The sequence below is a fragment of the Streptomyces lasiicapitis genome (assembly GCF_014646335.1).
Classification (GTDB): Bacteria; Actinomycetota; Actinomycetes; order Streptomycetales; family Streptomycetaceae; genus Streptomyces; species Streptomyces lasiicapitis.
In genome coordinates this window covers 154,135-171,793 of record NZ_BMNG01000014.1, presented here as the reverse complement: position 1 = coordinate 171,793, position 17,659 = coordinate 154,135, and the positions used below count along the sequence as shown (strand labels likewise).

General features: G+C 71.4%; 17 protein-coding genes. 7 read left to right on the top strand and 10 right to left on the bottom strand.

What is annotated here, in order from left to right:
- Positions 1-6: 6 nt before the first annotated feature.
- The 8 genes from IEY91_RS29620 to IEY91_RS29585 are packed head-to-tail and all read right to left on the bottom strand — an operon-like array spanning position 7 to position 6,743.
- Positions 7-2,001, bottom strand: coding sequence for an NADH-quinone oxidoreductase subunit 5 family protein (locus IEY91_RS29620; protein WP_189176332.1), 1,995 nt, complete (start codon positions 1,999-2,001; stop codon positions 7-9).
- Complete coding sequence (gene nuoK / locus IEY91_RS29615) at positions 1,998-2,435, bottom strand: NADH-quinone oxidoreductase subunit NuoK (RefSeq protein WP_189176331.1); 438 nt, start codon at positions 2,433-2,435, stop codon at positions 1,998-2,000. The genes IEY91_RS29620 and nuoK overlap by 4 nt, the downstream gene beginning before the upstream one ends.
- The gene (locus IEY91_RS29610; protein ID WP_189176330.1) at positions 2,435-3,064 is read right to left on the bottom strand and encodes an NADH-quinone oxidoreductase subunit J family protein; all 630 of its coding nucleotides are present in this window, start codon (positions 3,062-3,064) and stop codon (positions 2,435-2,437) included. The genes nuoK and IEY91_RS29610 overlap by 1 nt, the downstream gene beginning before the upstream one ends.
- Complete coding sequence (locus tag IEY91_RS29605) at positions 3,061-3,738, bottom strand: NuoI/complex I 23 kDa subunit family protein (RefSeq protein ID WP_189176329.1); 678 nt, start codon at positions 3,736-3,738, stop codon at positions 3,061-3,063. Before IEY91_RS29605 ends, IEY91_RS29610 begins: the two co-directional genes overlap by 4 nt.
- Positions 3,738-4,706, bottom strand: a complete 969-nt coding sequence (locus IEY91_RS29600; protein WP_189176328.1) for a complex I subunit 1/NuoH family protein — start codon at positions 4,704-4,706, stop codon at positions 3,738-3,740. Before IEY91_RS29600 ends, IEY91_RS29605 begins: the two co-directional genes overlap by 1 nt.
- Positions 4,703-5,734: an NADH-quinone oxidoreductase subunit C gene (locus IEY91_RS29595; RefSeq protein WP_189176327.1), complete on the bottom strand. Its 1,032-nt coding sequence runs from the start codon at positions 5,732-5,734 to the stop codon at positions 4,703-4,705. Before IEY91_RS29595 ends, IEY91_RS29600 begins: the two co-directional genes overlap by 4 nt.
- Positions 5,731-6,357: an NADH-quinone oxidoreductase subunit B gene (locus tag IEY91_RS29590; RefSeq protein ID WP_164321829.1), complete on the bottom strand. Its 627-nt coding sequence runs from the start codon at positions 6,355-6,357 to the stop codon at positions 5,731-5,733. Before IEY91_RS29590 ends, IEY91_RS29595 begins: the two co-directional genes overlap by 4 nt.
- Positions 6,348-6,743 carry an NADH-quinone oxidoreductase subunit A gene (locus IEY91_RS29585; RefSeq protein WP_189176398.1) on the bottom strand — a complete coding sequence of 132 codons (396 nt, stop codon included), beginning with the start codon at positions 6,741-6,743 and terminating at the stop codon, positions 6,348-6,350. The genes IEY91_RS29590 and IEY91_RS29585 overlap by 10 nt, the downstream gene beginning before the upstream one ends.
- A gap of 321 nt (positions 6,744-7,064) precedes the next feature.
- Here IEY91_RS29585 and IEY91_RS29580 point away from each other — a divergent pair, with 321 nt between their 5' ends.
- The 5 genes from IEY91_RS29580 to IEY91_RS29560 all read left to right on the top strand — a co-directional run bounded on the left by IEY91_RS29580 (position 7,065) and on the right by IEY91_RS29560 (position 14,258).
- Complete coding sequence (locus IEY91_RS29580) at positions 7,065-8,249, top strand: sensor histidine kinase (RefSeq protein ID WP_229697301.1); 1,185 nt, start codon at positions 7,065-7,067, stop codon at positions 8,247-8,249.
- Positions 8,250-8,500: 251 nt separating this feature from the next.
- On the top strand, positions 8,501-9,940 hold the full coding sequence (locus IEY91_RS29575) for a sensor histidine kinase (RefSeq protein ID WP_189176326.1): 1,440 nt from the start codon (positions 8,501-8,503) through the stop codon (positions 9,938-9,940).
- 296 nt (positions 9,941-10,236) lie between these two features.
- A complete protein-coding gene (locus IEY91_RS29570) occupies positions 10,237-10,896 on the top strand; it encodes a response regulator transcription factor (protein ID WP_306309925.1) in 660 nt (219 codons plus the stop codon).
- Between the two features lie 352 nt (positions 10,897-11,248).
- Positions 11,249-13,183: a 2-oxoacid:acceptor oxidoreductase subunit alpha gene (locus IEY91_RS29565; RefSeq protein ID WP_189176325.1), complete on the top strand. Its 1,935-nt coding sequence runs from the start codon at positions 11,249-11,251 to the stop codon at positions 13,181-13,183.
- On the top strand, positions 13,176-14,258 hold the full coding sequence (locus IEY91_RS29560) for a 2-oxoacid:ferredoxin oxidoreductase subunit beta (RefSeq protein ID WP_164321836.1): 1,083 nt from the start codon (positions 13,176-13,178) through the stop codon (positions 14,256-14,258). The genes IEY91_RS29565 and IEY91_RS29560 overlap by 8 nt, the downstream gene beginning before the upstream one ends.
- Before the next feature lie 47 nt (positions 14,259-14,305).
- Here IEY91_RS29560 and IEY91_RS29555 read toward each other — a convergent pair whose 3' ends face one another.
- Positions 14,306-14,701 carry a winged helix-turn-helix transcriptional regulator gene (locus IEY91_RS29555; protein WP_189176324.1) on the bottom strand — a complete coding sequence of 132 codons (396 nt, stop codon included), beginning with the start codon at positions 14,699-14,701 and terminating at the stop codon, positions 14,306-14,308.
- A gap of 109 nt (positions 14,702-14,810) precedes the next feature.
- Between IEY91_RS29555 and IEY91_RS29550 the strand changes: the two genes are divergently transcribed.
- Complete coding sequence (locus tag IEY91_RS29550; protein WP_189176323.1) at positions 14,811-15,671, top strand: SDR family oxidoreductase; 861 nt, start codon at positions 14,811-14,813, stop codon at positions 15,669-15,671.
- Positions 15,672-15,788: 117 nt separating this feature from the next.
- Positions 15,789-16,772, top strand: coding sequence for an EamA family transporter RarD (rarD, locus tag IEY91_RS29545; RefSeq protein WP_164321842.1), 984 nt, complete (start codon positions 15,789-15,791; stop codon positions 16,770-16,772).
- Here the strand turns inward: rarD and IEY91_RS29540 are convergent.
- Positions 16,726-17,604 (bottom strand): NmrA family NAD(P)-binding protein, encoded by an 879-nt coding sequence (locus tag IEY91_RS29540; RefSeq protein ID WP_164321844.1) that lies wholly within the window; start codon positions 17,602-17,604, stop codon positions 16,726-16,728. The genes rarD and IEY91_RS29540 overlap by 47 nt on opposite strands.
- Between the last annotated feature and the right edge of the window lie 55 nt (positions 17,605-17,659).

Here is a 17,659-nt window from a genome sequence, read left to right as displayed (position 1 = left end):
TGCTGCTCACGCTCCGGCGGTGGCGACGAGGACGGCGGCGACCGCCAGGACGACGGTGCCCGCGAGCAGCGCGCTCAGATAGGTCTGCACGTTGCCGGTCTGCGCGCGGCGGACGGCCGCGCCGAGCCAGCGGGGTGCGGTGCCCGCGCCGCGTACGTACGTGTCGACGACCTCGCGGTCGAGGAAGCGGACGAGGCGGGCGCCTGCCTGGACGGGGCGGACGAACAGGGCCGCGTAGAGGGCGTCGAGGTGGAAGCCGACGGCGGCGTGGCGGTGCAGCGGGCCGAGCAGGAGGCGGCCCGGGTCCGCCGGGTCGGGGGCGGAGGCCACGTCCCCGTACGCGGGCGCGTGAGTGGCGATGGCCTCGGCCTCGACCTGGCCCGCGTCGGCGTCGGGGTGGGCTGCGACCGCGCCGATCGGGACGCGGGCGGCGAGGGCGGTGGTGTGCCGCCAGGCGCCGTACGTGACCAGGGCGCCGACGAGGGCGAAGCCCGTGCCGAGGACGGAGGTGGTGAGCGTCGGGGCGAGCTTGTGGCCGTCGAACCAGTCCGGGAGGACGCCGACGGTCACGCCGAAGGCCAGCGACGGCACGGCGAGCACCCAGAGCACGGCGGTCATGGCGACCGGCTGCCTGCCGTGGTCCGGTGCCTCCGGTCCCCTGCCGTGGAAGGCGAGCAGCCACAGGCGGGCCGCGTAGGCGGCGGTCAGCAGGGCCGTGACCAGGCCGGCGACGAGGACGATCCAACCGGCCGTCTCCGGGGCGGACTCGGCGTGACCGGTGGCCGTGTGCTCGGCGGCGCCGAGGACGGCCTCCTTGGAGAAGAAGCCGCTGAAGGGCGGGATCGCGGCGAGCGCGAGGAGCGCCACGGTCATCGTCCAGTAAGCGTCGGGGACGCGGGCGCGCAGGTCCTTCATGCGGGACATCGCGGCCAGCGAGTTGGTGCCGGCGGCGTGGATGATCACGCCCGCGGCGAGGAAGAGCAGCGCCTTGAAGGCGCCGTGCGACAGGAGGTGGAAGACGGCCGCGCCGCGGTCGCCGACGGCGAGGGCGCCCGTCATGTAGCCGAGCTGACCGATCGTCGAGTACGCGAGGACGCGCTTGATGTCGTCCTGCGCGAGCGCGGCGAGCGCCGAACCGGCCATCGTGACGGCGGCCATGACGGCGAGGACGACCAGGGCCGCCGCGGAGGCGGCGAACACCGGGAGGAGCCGGGCGATGAAGTAGACACCGGCGGCGACCATCGTCGCGGCGTGGATGAGCGCGGAGACGGGCGTCGGGCCCGCCATCGCGTCGGGCAGCCAGGTGTGCAGCGGGAACTGCGCGGACTTGCCCGCGACGCCCGCGAGGAGCAGCAGCGCGATGAGGGTGGGGTGGTCCAGGCCGCCTTGCGCGACGGTGGCCAGGATCCGCGTGATCCGGAAGGAGTCCGCGTCCACGGCGAGGGCGAACAGGCCGATCAGGAAGGGGACGTCGCCGAGCTTGGTGACCAGGAAGGCCTTCAGGGAGGCCGCGCGCGCCTCGGGCGTCTCCCAGTAGTGGCCGACGAGGAAGTACGAGCAGATGCCCATGATCTCCCAGCCGACCAGGAGCACCATCAGGTCGCCGGAGTAGACGACGAGCAGCATCGCGGAGGTGAAGAGCGAGACGAGGGCGGCGTACGAGGGGTAGCGCGGGTCGTCGCGCAGGTAGGCCGTCGAGTAGATCTGCACGCAGGAGGCGACGACGCCGACGAGCACGGCGACGAGGGCCGCGAAGCCGTCGATGTGCAGGGCGAGGTCGATGGGGACCGAGCCGGTGGGCGTGAGCTGGGTGGCCGCGTCCACGGCCGCGTCGCCGCCCTGGCGCACGGCCACGATGGCGGCGAGCGCGAGGGAGGTGAGCGCGGGAAGCACCGCGAGGGGGCGGGCGAGGCCGGGGACCCTGCGGCCGAGCAGCAGGCCCGCGACGGCGCCGAGGAACGGCAGCAGGGGGACGAGGACGGCGAGGGTGGTCGTGGTCACGCGGTGGCCTCAGCCTTCTGCGACGCCTTGCCCGCGGCGGGCCCATCGGGCTTGCCGGGCTCGTCGGGCTCGTCCGCGGCGGCGCCTTCGGAGTCGGTGCCGCCGTCGCCGTCACCGCCGTCGTCGGGGAGTTCGGCGGTGTCGCGGAGGTCGTCGACGGCGGAGGTGCCGCGGTTGCGGTAGACCGCCAGGACGATGGCGAGGCCGATGCCGATCTCGGCGGCGGCGATGGCGATGGTGAACAGGGTCAGTGCCTGGCCGGCGTGCAGGGCGTCGCGCAGCCAGACGTCGAAGGCGACGAGGTTGAGGTTGACGGCGTTGAGCATGAGCTCGACGGACATCAGGACCAGGATCGCGTTGCGGCGGGCGAGCACTCCGTACAGGCCGACGCAGAAGAGGAGGACGGCGAGGACCGCGGGATAGGCGAGGTGCATCAGCGCTGCTCCTTGTCGCTGTCGCCGGCGCCGGTTCTGCCGCCGGGGGCACCGTCCCGGTCGGAGCGGGCGGCGTTCCTGCGGGACAGGACGATCGCGCCGACGAGTGCGGCGAGCAGCAGGACCGAGAGCGCCTCGAAGGGCAGGACCCAGTGCCGGAAGAGGATCGAGCCGGTGACGTCGGTGGTGCCCTGCGGCTTGTCGAGGTCGATCCACTGCGTACGGAAGGCGTCGGCGACGACCCAGACCAGGGCCCCGGCGGCGGCGAGCGCCACGGCGAGCGCGACGGGCCGGTTGCCCGAGTCGGCGTCCGGGGAGCGGCCGATGGGGGCCCTGGTGAGCATCAGCCCGAAGAGGAGGAGGACGACGACGGAGCCCACATAGATGAGGACCTGGACCCAGGCGATGAACTCGGCGGTCAGGAGGAGGTACTCGACGGCGAGTCCGCCGAGCGCCACCACCAGCCACAGCGCGGCGTGCACGAGTTGCCGGGTGGTGACGGTGACGACGGCGGCGCCGAGGGTGACGAGGCCGACGAGGACGAAGGCGATCTCGACGCCGGTCGGGGAGAGGAAGCCCTGGGGGGCGGCTGCGGCGAGGGTGCCGTGGCCGGCTGCGGCGAGGGTCATGCCTGGCCCTCCCCCGGCTCGGGCTGCCCGGACCCCGGCGCCTGCTCGGCTTGTCCCGGCTTCTCGGCTTGTCCCGGCTTCTCGGCCTGCGCGGCGAGTTCAGCCTGCTCGGCCCGCTCGGCCTCCTGTTGGGCGGCCAGCTTCTCCGCCGCCTTGCGGGCCGCGGCGAGTTCCTTGGGCTCCTCGGCGGCGAGGTCCAGGGCGGGCGGGGCGGGGACGGTCCACATCCAGTCGCGGAGCTTGTCGCGCTCGTGGGTGAGTTCGCGGATGTCGGTCTCGGCGTACTCGAACTCCGGGGACCAGAACAGCGCGTCGAAGGGACAGACCTCGATGCAGATGCCGCAGTACATGCACAGGGAGAAGTCGATGGCGAAGCGGTCGAGGACGTTGCGGCTGCGCTCGCGGCCGCCCGGGGCGGCGGCGGGGAGGGTCTCCTTGTGGGAGTCGATGTAGATGCACCAGTCGGGGCACTCCCGGGCGCACAGCATGCAGACGGTGCAGTTCTCCTCGAACAGGCCGATGACGCCGCGGGTGCGGGGCGGCAGGTCGGGCTGGACCTCGGGGTACTGCTCGGTGACGGTCTTTCTCGTCATCGTGCGGAGGGTGACGGCGAGGCCCTTGGCCAGGCCGGACCCGGGAATCCGGGACCGGGCGGGCGGGAGTTGTGCAGCCATCAGTTGATCGCCACCTTCACGATTCCGGTGAGCGCGATCTGCGCGAGGGCGAGCGGGACGAGCAGGGTCCAGGCGAGCTTCTGGAGCTGGTCCTCGCGGAGACGGGGGTAGGTGACGCGCAGCCAGATGACGGCGAAGGCGAGGACGGCGGTCTTCAGCAGGGTCCACACCCAGCCGAGCCCGTCGGCGCCCCACGGACCGTGCCAGCCGCCCAGGAACAGGACGGTGGTCAGTCCGCACAGGACGACGATCCCGGCATACTCGGCGAGCAGGAAGAGGGCGAAGCGCAGGCCCGTGTACTCGGTGTACGCGCCGAAGATGATCTCGGAGTCGGCGACGGGCATGTCGAAGGGCGGGCGCTGGAGTTCGGCGAGGCCCGCCACGAAGAAGACGAGCGCGCCGACGATCTGCCAGGGCAGCCACCACCACTCGAAGGCGGCCACGATGCCGGGCAGCGAGACGGTGCCCGCGGCCATCGCCACGGAGGCGGCGGCGAGCAGCATCGGCAGCTCGTACGCGAGGAGTTGGGCCGCGGTGCGCAGGCCGCCGAGGAGGGAGAACTTGTTGGCCGACGCCCAGCCCGCCATCAGCGAGCCGAGGACACCGACGCCCATGACGGCCAGGACGAAGAAGATGCCCGCGTCGACGACCTCCCCGACCGCGCCCTCGCCGGGGCCGATCGGGATGGCCAGGAGGACGAGCAGATAGGGCAGGAGCGCCACGGCGGGGGCGAGTTGGAAGACACGGCGGTCGGCCTCGGCCGGGACGATGTCTTCCTTCTGGGCGAACTTGACGCCGTCGGCGACGAGCTGGGCCCAGCCGTGGAAGCCGCCCGCGTACATGGGGCCGAGGCGGCCCTGCATGTGGGCCATGACCTTGTGTTCGGTCTGGCCGATGATCAGGGGAAACGTCAGGAAGACGACGAAGACGACGAGGAGTCGCAGGGCGACGTCGAGGGCGTCGTTCACTGCGGGCCTCCTGGGCGGGTTTCGGGGTCGTCTGCTTGGGGGTCGTCGGCTTCGGGGGCTTCAGGGGCTTTCGGTTCAGGGGCTTTCGGTTCGGGGGTTGCCGGGGCGTCCGGTTCGAAGGCCGGGCGGGCGTGGTGCCAGGGGGCGTCCGGGGTGGCGGTGGGTCCGGTCGCGGGTGCCGACTCCGGCGCCGACTCCGGCTTCGGCTCCGTACGTTGCTGTGAGGCCGAGCCCTGCGACGCGCTGCGCGCGCGGCGTACCGGAGCGGCGGCCTCCGGCTGGCCGGCGGGCTTGTCAGCAGCCTGGCCGGCGGGCTTATCAGCGGCCTGGCCTGCGGGCTTGTCGGCGGGCTTGTCGGCGGCCTGGCTCGCCGAGCCCTCACCCGCCGTACGCGTACGTCGTGCAGGCCTCTCGCCGGCCGCCCGCCCCGCCGCCCCGCGCGCGGGTCGCGCCGGAGCGGCCGGAAGCTGCCCCTTCAGCGGACCCCACTCGTTGGGGTCGGGCACGCCGGGCGGCAGCATCTGACGGCGCTTGGCACCGCCGTGTTCCGACTCCCCCGGCTCCTTCGCCCCGGGCCACGCCTTGGCGACGCGCGCCGCAAGCACGAAGTCCTTGCGCAGCGGGTGGCCTTCGAAGCCGTCGGGCAGCAGCAGGGGTACGAGGTGGGGGTGGCCGTCGAAGCGGACGCCGAACATCTCGTGGGTCTCGCGCTCGTGCCAGCCCGCGCCCGCGTAGACGTCGATGGCGGTCGGCAGCACCGGGGCCTCGTGCGGCACGGTCGTACGGACGAGCAGGCGTCGTACGGGGGCGAGGGCGACGACGTGCGCGGACACGCGGAAGCCGGTGCCCGGTTCGTCGACGGCGCTCAGCCAGTCGAAGTAGGTGCAGCCCAGTGCGTCGCGGGCGGTGCGCAGGGCGTCGGTCCAGGAGGCGGCGGGCACGTCCACCGTCAGGACCTCGTACGACTCCTCGGCGGTCGCCTCCGCGCCGAACAGCTCCTCGACGGGAGCGGGCAGCCAGCCGGTCATCCGGCGTCCTCCCCCGTCACCGGCGCGGCGCCCGGCGCGGGCGGTGCGACCAGGCCGCTCTGCAGCGCCGCCGTGGACGGCCGCGCCCCGTTCGCTCCGTACCGCTCGCCGAGCGACTCGCGGGCGATCTTCTCCTGGAGCTTGAGGATGCCCTGGAGCAGCGCCTCCGGGCGCGGCGGGCACCCGGGGACGTACACGTCGACGGGGATGATCTGGTCGACGCCCTTGGTGACGGAGTACGAGTCCCAGTAGGGGCCGCCGCAGTTGGAGCAGGCGCCGAACGAGATGACGTACTTGGGCTCGGGCATCTGCTCGTACAGACGCTTCACGGCGGGCGCCATCTTGTCGGTGACCGTGCCGGAGACGACCATCAGGTCGGCCTGGCGCGGGCCCGGCGCGAACGGGATGACGCCGAGGCGGATGAAGTCGTGCCGGGCCATGGAGGCCGCGATGAACTCGATGGCGCAGCAGGCGAGTCCGAAGTTGAAGACCCACAGGCTGTACCGGCGGCCCCAGTTGAGGACCACCTTCATCGGCTCGGGGGCGAGGCGGGACAGGACGCCGAGACGCTTCGGCTCCGGGAGGTACACGGGCTCGGCCGCGGGCTCCTGGTTCACGTCCATGTGAGGACGCCCTTCTTGTATGCGTACAGCAGTCCCACGGCCAGAAAGCCGAGGAAGATGAACATCTCGACGAGGGTCGCGGCGCCGTAGCCGGGCGCGGCGAAGATCGTCGCCCAGGGGAAGAGGAAGATCGAGTCGACGGCGAAGATGACGTAGAGGAACGCGTAGACGTAGTAGCGGACCTGGGTGTGGGCCCAGCCCTCGCCGACGGGGTCGACGCCGCACTCGTACGTGAGCAGCTTCTCCGGGGTCGGTACGACGGGGCGCAGGAGCCGGCTCGCGCCGAACGACACGGCGACGAACAGCACGCCCACGACGGCGAGCAGCCCGACGACGGAGTACGACTCGAAGTAGCTCGCCGCGACGTCCGTGTGGTGCTTCGTCACTGACACGTCAGCCCCTCACTCCCGAAACACTCCCGAATCACTCCTGGACACCGGTCGCTCCTGGCCACCGGTCACTCCTGAACACCGGTGACACCGGCGGACTCCGGCACACCACCGGCGAACTCCGCCACTCACCGTCTCGCCTGTTCGACGATCTGTACGCACGGGAGTCTAGGGCCTGCTAAAGGCGAGGTAAGCAGACCGTCACGGACAAGCCAGGGGCAAGCCGTGGGCGAGTCTGGGATGGCTGGGGTTATCCACAGTGCGATCGTGCGGTCCCCCTCATGGCGCGAGCGCGGCGCGACGGGGATCCTTTGGCGTATGACCGCAAGCACCATCTCTGCGCACGACCCGCCACAGGGCCCGCCGCCTGCCCGTTTCGCCTTCGGTGTGCACACCTGGAAGGAGATCGCGCATCTGCTGGCGAACCTTCCCGTCGGCATCATCGGATTCACGTACGTGGTGACGGCCGTGTTCGTCGGCGGCCTTCTGTCGGTGACGGTGGTCGGCCTGCCGCTGCTCGCGCTCGCGCTGTTCGGCGCGCGCCTGATCGGCAAGTTCGAGCGGGGCCGGGCGAGGATGCTGCTCGACGTGCGGATCGACGAGCCGAGCCCGATGCCCGCGCCGTCGAAGCGCTCCGGCAGCTGGCTCAACTGGCTGTGGTCCAGCCTCAAGGACCCGGTGGGCTGGCGGACGATGCTGTACGGCTTCATCCGGCTGCCGTGGGCCGTCGTGACGTTCTCCGTGATGGCCGTCGGGCTCTTCGTACTGTGGCCGGTGCTGCCGTACATCGCGCGGGGTTTCGCCAACGCGGACCGGGCGATGGTGCGCGGCCTGCTGTCGCGGTCGGACGAACTGGAGCGGCGCATCGCCGAACTGGAGTCGGACCGGGGCGTCGTCGTGGACACCGCGGCGGCCGACCTGCGGCGCATCGAGCGCGATCTGCACGACGGCGCGCAGGCCCGCCTGGTGGCCCTCGCCATGGGGCTGGGCCTCGCCAAGGAGAAGCTCCTGGAGGACCCGGACACGGCGGCGGCGATGGTCGACGAGGCGCACGGCGAGGTGAAGCTGGCGCTCCAGGAGCTGCGGGATCTCGCGCGCGGCATCCACCCGGCGGTCCTCACCGACCGCGGGCTCGACGCGGCGCTCTCCTCGGTCGGCGCACGGTGCACGGTGCCGGTGAAGGTGACCGCCGACCTGCCCGAGCGCCCGGCCGCCGCGATCGAGGGCATCGCGTACTTCACGGTCTCCGAACTCCTGCAGAACGTGAGCAAGCACAGTGGCGCGCGCACGGCGAGCGTGGAGGTGTGGCGCTCCGACCAGCGGCTTCTCATACAGGTGTGGGACGACGGCCACGGCGGCGCCAGCCTGGACGGCGGCACGGGCATGGCGGGCCTCGCGGACCGGCTGGGCGCGGTGGACGGCCTGTTCATCATCGAGTCACCTGTCGGCGGCCCGACGACGATCACGGCGGAACTGCCGTGGCGGGACCGCGCGGAGGGGTGAGGGTCGCTCCGGGGTGCGGTCGGTGCTTCGACGCTTCGGCCGCCTGCGGCCCGGCGCTTCGGCCGGCTGCGCGGCCCGGTGCTTCGGATGCTCCGGGCCACCCCTGAAGGTAGGGAAAACCCCCGGTCCAAGAGGCCGACGCACTCCATGGCCCGCGCGGTCGCCGACCCGCAGTCTGGACGTACGACAAGGAACAGCTCTCGCGGAGCGGGTACGAGCCGCGCGGGGCCGAGCAGAAACGGACGACACCGATGGCCACGGACTACGGACAGGGGTACGGACACGTCATGGGAGCCGACGTCGAGGACCGCTGGGGCCACGGGGACCAGGGCGGCTACGGGGACCACAGCGGCTACGGGGACCACGGCGGCTACGGCAGCCAGCCGGGCGGCGGGCGCGGCGAGGGCCGCCTGAGCCGGCTGCCGGCCGCGCTGCGGGCGCCCCTGGAGGGGCGCACATGGCGTGAGTTCCTTTACGTGATGCTCTCGTTCCCGATCAGCATCATCGGCTTCGTCTTCGCGGTGACGATGCTGTCGGTCGGCGTGGGCCTGCTGGTCACGTTCATCGGCATTCCGGTGCTCGCCCTGGGCCTCGCGTCCCTCCGCGGCTTCGGCTCGCTGGAGCGGATGCGGGCGCGGACGCTGCTCGGCGTGGACGTCAAGGACCCGCATCCGCTGCAGCCGCGCGGCGGCGGCTTCATGGCGTGGATGGGGGCCATGCTCAAGAGCGGGGTCTCCTGGCGGCACGTCGTGTACGCGGTGATCCACATGCCGTGGGCGATCTTCTCGTTCGTGGTGACGACGCTCTTCTGGACGTACGGCTGGGCGATGCTGACGTATCCGCTGTGGTTCTGGCTGTTCCCGATGTACGGGGGACAGGACGGGATCCAGCTCTACGGCGACGACGGCCACCGCATATACCTGGACAACCCCTTCGAGATCGGGCTCACCGCGGCGACAGGTCTGCTCGTCACGCTGGCCACGCCCTGGATCATTCGCGCGCTGACCACCGTCGACCGGGTCCTGGTCTTCGGGCTGCTCGGTCCCTCGCGGCTGGTGTCACGTGTCGTCGAGCTGGAGTCGGACCGGGGGGTCGTCGTGGACACCGCCGCGGCTGACCTGCGGCGCATCGAGCGGGATCTGCACGATGGGGCGCAGGCGCGGCTCGTCGCGCTCGCCATGGACCTCGGGCTCGCCAAGGAGAAGCTGACCGAGGACCCGGAGGCGGCGGCCCGGATGGTGGACGAGGCGCACGGCGAGGTGAAGGTGGCCTTGCAGGAGCTGCGGGATCTGGCTCGTGGGATTCATCCGGCCGTGCTCACCGACCGGGGGCTCGATGCGGCGCTGTCCTCGCTGTCCGCGCGGTGCACTGTGCCGGTGGATGTCGAGGTGGATCTGCCGGCGCGGCCGGCGGCGGCCATCGAGGGGATTGCTTACTTCACCGTGTCCGAGCTGCTGCAGAACGTGAGCAAGCACAGTGGGGCGGGGCGGGCTTCTGTGGATGTGTGGCAGGTGGAGGGTCGGCTGATGTTGCAGGTCAGTGATGATGGGCGGGGTGGGGCGGATGTTTCCGGGGGGTCCGGGCTTGCGGGGCTCGCGGAGCGGCTTGACGCGGTTGACGGGATTCTGGTGGTCGAGTCGCCCTTGGGAGGGCCGACTGTGATCACGGCGGAGTTGCCTTGGCGGGGGTAGGGGGCCCTGCCGGGGGCTCCCCGCTGCGTCCATTAGCGCGCTCCGCGCGCGGGCGCCCCTTCCCGTAACCAGGGGGCTCTGCCCCCTGGACCCCCGTATCGGCCTGAACGGCCTCGTCCTCAAACGCCGGACAGGCTGAAACTCGCCGCCCCAGGCCTCGCCCTCAAGCGCTGACGGAGCCGACCCGCTCGACTAATTGAAAGAGCGTGAAGCCCCGGCGCCCGAATGCTGGGATGCTTGGTCCTGTCAATGGGGCGGGGACAGGGCATGGGGGCCGGAACATCGTGGAGGACAAGGTGCGGGTGGTCATCGCCGAGGATTCAGTGCTGCTCAGGGAGGGCCTGACCCGGTTGCTGACCGACCGTGGGCACGACGTGGTCGCGGGTGTGGGTGACGCGGAGGCGCTGATCAAGACGGTCACCGATCTCGCGGCGCAGGACCTGCTGCCGGACGTCGTGGTCGCTGACGTGCGGATGCCGCCGACACACACGGACGAAGGGGTGCGGGCGGCCGTGAAGCTGCGCGCGCGGCATCCGGGGCTCGGGGTGCTGGTCCTTTCGCAGTACGTGGAGGAGCAGTACGCGACGGAGCTGCTCGCCGGGTCCAGCCGGGGCGTGGGGTATCTGCTCAAGGACCGCGTCGCCGAGGTGCGTGAGTTCGTGGACGCGGTCGTGCGTGTCGCGCAGGGCGGCACCGCGCTCGACCCCGAGGTCGTGGCGCAGTTGCTCGGGCGCAGCCGCAAACAGGACGTTCTCGCCGGTCTCACCCCGCGCGAGCGGGAGGTCCTGGGCCTGATGGCCGAGGGCCGCACGAACTCGGCCGTGGCACGTCAGCTCGTCGTGAGCGACGGCGCCGTCGAGAAGCACGTCAGCAACATCTTCCTGAAGCTGGGGCTCTCCCCCAGCGACGGGGACCACCGCCGCGTGCTCGCCGTCCTCACGTACCTGAACTCGTGAATTCGTGAGTCGCTGAATTAGCGCCTCGCGCCGTCCCGCCACCGGGACACGATCGAGGGTCGACCGCACAGCGCCACCGTGGGCACCACCCGTACGGACAGAACGACACCGCACCGCAGCACGGCACTGGAACCAGGCATGGTCCTAGAACCAAAGGATGAGCGGAGAGCGTCTTCATGAAAGGCCGGGGGGCGAGTCACAGCATGACAAACCAGGGCATTCGGCTGTCTCAAAGGTGCGTCCATCATGCGAGCGGCCCTAAGAAGGTGACCCTTACAGACGTAGGGTGGGCCATGGGAGCGCAGGGCGGCCTGCCGCTCCCGCAGAGCCGCCTCGAGGGAGGTCCAGTTCAGTGACCAGCCAGGTCAGTAGCCCGGCCGAGCAGGCCGACGAAGCCGTCGTAGGAGAGCAGCGCAAGCCCGCTACGGGCGAGAAGGACGTGCGCCGACTCGACCGGGTGATCATTCGGTTCGCGGGTGACTCAGGTGACGGCATGCAGCTCACGGGCGACCGGTTCACATCGGAGACCGCGTCCTTCGGCAACGACCTGTCGACGCTGCCGAACTTCCCCGCCGAGATCCGCGCGCCCGCAGGCACCCTGCCGGGCGTCTCCTCGTTCCAGCTGCACTTCGCCGACCACGACATCCTGACCCCCGGCGACGCGCCGAACGTGCTGGTCGCGATGAACCCGGCGGCCCTGAAGGCGAACATCGGGGACGTACCGCGCGGCGCCGAGATCATCGTGAACACGGACGAGTTCACGAAGCGCGCGATGCAGAAGGTCGGGTACGAGACCTCACCGCTCGAAGACGGCTCCCTGGACGGTTTCCAGGTGCACCCGGTGCCGCTGACCTCGCTGACGGTGGAGGCGTTGAAGGAGTTCGAGCTGTCCCGGAAGGACGCGGGGCGCTCGAAGAACATGTTCGCGCTCGGCCTGCTCTCGTGGATGTACCACCGGCCGACCGAGGGCACCGAGCGGTTCCTGAAGACCAAGTTCGCCAAGAAGCCGGACATCGCGGCGGCGAACATCGCGGCGTTCCGCGCGGGCTGGAACTTCGGCGAGACCACCGAGGACTTCGCGGTCAGCTACGAGGTGGCGCCCGCGTCGAAGGCGTTCCCCACGGGCACGTACCGCAACATCTCCGGCAACCTCGCCCTGTCGTACGGCCTCGTCGCGGCCTCGCGCCAGGCGGACCTGCCGCTGTACCTGGGTTCGTACCCGATCACGCCGGCCTCGGACATCCTGCACGAGCTGTCCAAGCACAAGAACTTCGGCGTACGCACCTTCCAGGCCGAGGACGAGATCGCCGGCATCGGCGCGGCCCTCGGCGCCGCCTTCGGCGGCTCGCTGGCCGTGACCACGACCTCCGGCCCGGGTGTGGCGCTCAAGAGCGAGACCATCGGGCTCGCGGTCTCGCTCGAACTGCCGCTGCTGATCGTCGACATCCAGCGCGGCGGCCCCTCCACCGGGCTGCCGACCAAGACCGAGCAGGCAGACCTGCTGCAGGCGATGTTCGGCCGCAACGGCGAGGCCCCGGTGCCGGTCGTCGCGCCGCGCACCCCGGCGGACTGCTTCGACGCGGCCATCGAGGCGGCCCGCATCGCCGTCACGTACCGCACGCCGGTCTTCCTGCTCTCCGACGGCTATCTGGCCAACGGCTCCGAGCCGTGGCGCATCCCGGAGGTCGACGAACTCCCGGACCTGCGCGTGCAGTTCGCCTCCGGCACCAACCACACGCTGGAGGACGGCACCGAGGTCTTCTGGCCGTTCAAGCGCGACCCCGGGACCCTCGCCCGCCCGTGGGCCATCCCCGGCACCCCCGGCCTCGAACACCGCATCGGCGGCATCGAGAAGCAGGACGGCACCGGCAACATCTCCTACGACCCGGCCAACCACGACTTCATGGTCCGCACCCGCCAGGCCAAGGTCGACGGCATCGACGTGCCCGACCTGGAGGTCGACGACGCGACCGGCGACGCCAACCTCCTCGTCCTCGGCTGGGGTTCGACGTACGGGCCGATCACCGCGGCGGTACGCCGCCTGCGCGCCGCCGGGCAGAGCGTCGCGCAGGCGCATCTGCGCCACCTCAACCCGTTCCCGCGGAACCTGGGCGAGGTCCTGAAGCGTTACGACAAGGTGGTGATCCCCGAGATGAACCTCGGTCAGCTCGCCACACTGATCCGCGCCAAGTACCTCGTGGACGCGGTCTCCTACAACCAGGTCAACGGCATGCCGTTCAAGGCCGAGCAGCTCGCCACGGCTCTCAAGGAGGCCATCGATGGCTGACACCACGCTCGAGGGGCCCACAGGCTCCGAGACGCTTCTGAAGCTCGTGCCCAAGGCCGAGGGCAAGCAGTCCATGAAGGACTTCAAGTCCGACCAGGAAGTGCGCTGGTGCCCCGGCTGCGGTGACTACGCGGTCCTGGCCGCCGTGCAGGGCTTCATGCCCGAGCTCGGCCTGGCCAAGGAGAACATCGTCTTCGTCTCCGGCATCGGCTGCTCGTCCCGCTTCCCGTACTACATGAACACGTACGGGATGCACTCCATCCACGGCCGCGCCCCCGCCATCGCCACCGGACTCGCCTCATCCCGGCGGGACTTGAGCGTGTGGGTGGTCACCGGTGACGGCGACGCGCTGTCCATCGGCGGCAACCACCTCATCCACGCGCTGCGCCGCAACGTGAACCTGAAGATCCTGCTGTTCAACAACCGGATCTACGGCCTCACCAAGGGCCAGTACTCCCCGACCTCCGAGGTCGGCAAGATCACCAAGTCGACGCCGATGGGCTCGCTCGACGCGCCCTTCAACCCGGTGTCCCTGGCGATCGGCGCGGAGGCGTCGTTCGTGGCCCGCACCGTCGACTCCGACCGCAAGCACCTCACCGACGTGCTGCGCCAGGCCGCCGACCACCCCGGCACGGCGCTGGTGGAGATCTACCAGAACTGCAACATCTTCAACGACGGCGCCTTCGAGGTCCTCAAGGACAAGCAGCAGGCCGAGGAGGCCGTGATCCGCCTGGAGCACGGCGCGCCGATCCGCTTCGGCACCGACGGCTCCAAGGGCGTCGTCCGCGACTCGCTCACCGGCGACCTGAAGGTGGTCGCGGTGACGGCGGAGAACCAGTCGCAGATCCTGGTCCACGACGCCCACGCCGCGTCCCCGACCACGGCCTTCGCGCTCTCCCGCCTCGCCGACCCGGACACGCTGCACCACACCCCCATCGGCGTCTTCCGCTCCACCGAACGCCCGGTGTACGACACGCTGATGGCCGACCAGCTCGACACGGCCATCGAGCAGCACGGCAAGGGTGACCTGGCTGCGCTGCTGGCCGGCGGGGACACCTGGACGGTCGTCGGCTAGTCCGGCCCGGCCCGCTTTTCCGGCGCCCGAAGCCCGGTCCTGATCCGTCAGGGCCGGGCTTCGTCGTGCTTCGCCCGTGCTTCGTCGTACGTCACGCGCGCCGCCAGGACGTCATCCATGCGCCGGTCCGTCCACTCGCCGAGGGCGCGGACCAGTTCGGCGGCCTCGCGGCCCAGGTCGGTGAGGGAGTAGTCGACGCGGGGCGGGATGACGGGCTTGGCGTCGCGGTGCACGACGCCGTCGCGCTCCAGGGTCTGCAGGGTCTGGGTCAGCATCTTCTCGCTGACGCGGCCGATCTCCCGGCGCAGCTCACTGAACCGGTACGAACGCTCGGACAGCGCGATCAGGACGAGGACGCCCCAGCGGCTGGTGACGTGCTCCAGGACGAGGCGGTGCGGGCACATCACCTCGGCGTCGGTGTTCCACAAGGACCTTACTGCCATGCCAGTACCTTACTTCAAAGTGGGTACTTACGGATAGTTAGTGCCGGAACTAGGGTGAGTGGCATACCGAACGTCACCGGGCATAACTAGGCACAGCAGGAGAAATCCCATGAGCATCGTCGTCACCGGAGCCACCGGTCACCTGGGCCGCCTCGTCGTCGAGGGCCTCCTCGCCGCGGGCGTGCCCGCCGGGCAGGTCGCGGCCGTCGTACGGAACAAGGAGAAGGCCGCGGACCTCGCCGAGCGCGGGGTGGAGCTGCGCGTCGCCGACTACAACGCGCCGGAGACGCTCGCTGGAGTGTTCGGCGCGGGCGACAAGGTGCTCCTCGTCTCCGGCAGCGAGGTGGGGCGGCGGGTGCCGCAGCACCGGGCCGTGATCGACGCGGCGCGTGCCGCCGGGGTCGCCCACCTCGTCTACACGGGCGTGCTCGGCGGGCCCGACGCCGACTTCGACCTGGCGGACGAGCACAAGGCCACCGAGCAGGCGGTGCTCGACTCCGGGCTTCCGTACACGTTCCTGCGCAACGGCTGGTACCACGAGAACTACACGGAGCACCTGGCTCCGGTCCTGGCGCACGGCGCGGTCGTCGGCAGCGCGGGCGGGGGCCGGGTCGCGTCCGCGGCCCGCGCCGACTACGCGGCGGCGGCCGTCGCGGTGCTGACCGGCGAGGGGCACGAGGGCCGCGCGTACGAGCTGAGCGGCGATGTGGCGTGGACCTTCCCCGAGTACGCGGCCGAGATCGCCGCGCGCTCCGGCAAGCCGGTCGCGTACCGGCAGGTGGCTCCCGCGGAGCACCTCGCCGTCCTCACCGGTGCCGGGCTTCCGGAGCCGATGGCCGCGATCCTCGTGGACGTGGACGCCGCCATAGCGCGGGGGCTGCTCGCCGGGGGCAGCGGTGACCTGAGCCGTCTGATCGGGCGGCCGACGACGCCGCTGACGGACGCGGTGGCCGCGGCGCTCAAGGGCTGAACCGTGCCGCCGGGGGGCTGTCATGACCGTATGGCGATACGGACATGACAGCCCCCCGGCGCGGGCGCTACCTTCGTGCCCGGGCAGCGGGTGGCTGCCGAGCACCAAGGAGGAGCCGTGACCCCAGCGCAGGCCAAGGCCGAGGCACGCATAGGCCTGCTGAACGGCTTCGCGGCGTACGGCATGTGGGGCCTGGTCCCCCTGTTCTGGCCGCTCCTCAAGCCCGCGGGCGCGGGCGAGATCCTGGCCCACCGCATGGCCTGGTCGCTCGTGGTCGTCGGCGTCGCGCTGCTCGTCGTACGCCGCTGGGCCTGGGCAGGCGAGCTGCTGCGCCAGCCCCGCAAGCTGGGCCTGGTGACGATCGCCGCCTCCGTGATCACCCTCAACTGGGGCGTCTACATCTGGGCCGTGAACTCCGGCCACGTCGTCGAGGCGTCCCTCGGCTACTTCATCAACCCGCTGGTCACCATCGCGATCGGCGTCCTGCTGCTCGGCGAGCGGCTGCGGCCCGTGCAGTGGACGGCCGTCGGCGTCGGCGCCGCCGCCGTCCTGGTCCTCGCCTTCGGCTACGGCCGCCCGCCGTGGATCTCCCTCTGCCTCGCCTTCTCCTTCGCCACGTACGGACTGGTCAAGAAGAAGGTCAACATCGGCGGCCTGGAGTCGCTCGCCGCCGAGACCGCCGTGCAGTTCCTGCCCGCGGTCGCCTTCCTGCTGTGGCTCGGCTCACGGGGCGAGGCCACGTTCGCCACCGAGGGGTTCGGGCACGCCGCGCTGCTCGCCGCCACCGGTGTGGTGACGGCGGCACCGCTCGTCTGCTTCGGCGCGGCGGCGATACGGGTGCCGCTGTCCACCCTGGGCCTGCTCCAGTACCTCGCGCCCGTGTTCCAGTTCATGCTCGGCATCCTGTACTTCCACGAGGCGATGCCGCCGGAGCGGTGGGCCGGGTTCGCGCTGGTGTGGCTGGCGCTGGCCCTGCTCACTTTCGACGCGTTTCGCACCGCGCGGCGCAACGCCGTACGGGCGTCCGCCCTGGCCGCCGCCCAGGAAGCCCCGGCTACTTCCAGGCTCCCGCTGAAGCAGCCGCCCGCACGTACTCCCTGAAGTCCCGCGGCTCGCGGCCCAGTACGTCGCGTACGCCCGTCGCCACCGGGCTGAGGTGGCCCTCGGAGACGAACGTGAAGAGCGCGGTGAGCTCCTCGGCGAGGGCTTCGGGCACGCCATCGGCGGCCAGCTCGGCCAGGAAGTCCTCCGGCGTGAGCGTCTCGTAGCGCATCTCGCGGCCCGACGCCGCCGCGACCTCCGCGACCGCCTCGGTGTACGAGAGGGCGCGCGGGCCCGACAGTTCGTACACGCGGTGGGTGTGGCCGTCCTCGGTGAGCAGCGCGACCGCCACGTCCGCGATGTCCTCCACGTCGACGAACGGCTCCGGCGTGGCGTCGCCGACCGGCAGGGCGAGGCGGCCCGCGAGGAGCAGCGCGTGGAAGAAGTCCTCGGAGAAGTTCTGCGCGAAGTTGTTGGCCCGGATCACCGACCAGTCCACGCCCGCCTCCGCGACGGCCCGCTCGGCCCGCCACATGCCCGGCAGGAAGGCCTCGCCGGACACGTCGACGCCGCGCCCGGACAGGACCACGAAGCGGCGCACGCCCGCCTCCTCGGCCTGCTTCACGAAGTCGACGACGGGCTCAGGGTCCTCCGGCGCGACGAGGTAGAGGGCCCGGACGCCCGACAGGACCGGGGCCCAGGTGGCACGGTCGGTCCAGTCGAAGCGGGTTTCGCCGGAGCGGGACGCGGCCCGCACCGTATGGCCCGCCGCCCGCAGCCGGGGCACGATGCGGCGGCCGGTCTTGCCGGTGGCGCCGAGGACGAGGACGGGGGCGGCGGTGGCTGCTGCCGGGTCCTGCTGGGATTCGGTGTTCCGCTGGGATTCGGTCATGGCACCAGCCAATCCGCCCGGCCGCGCCCGTGACATGGGTGCCCGTCTCACGACC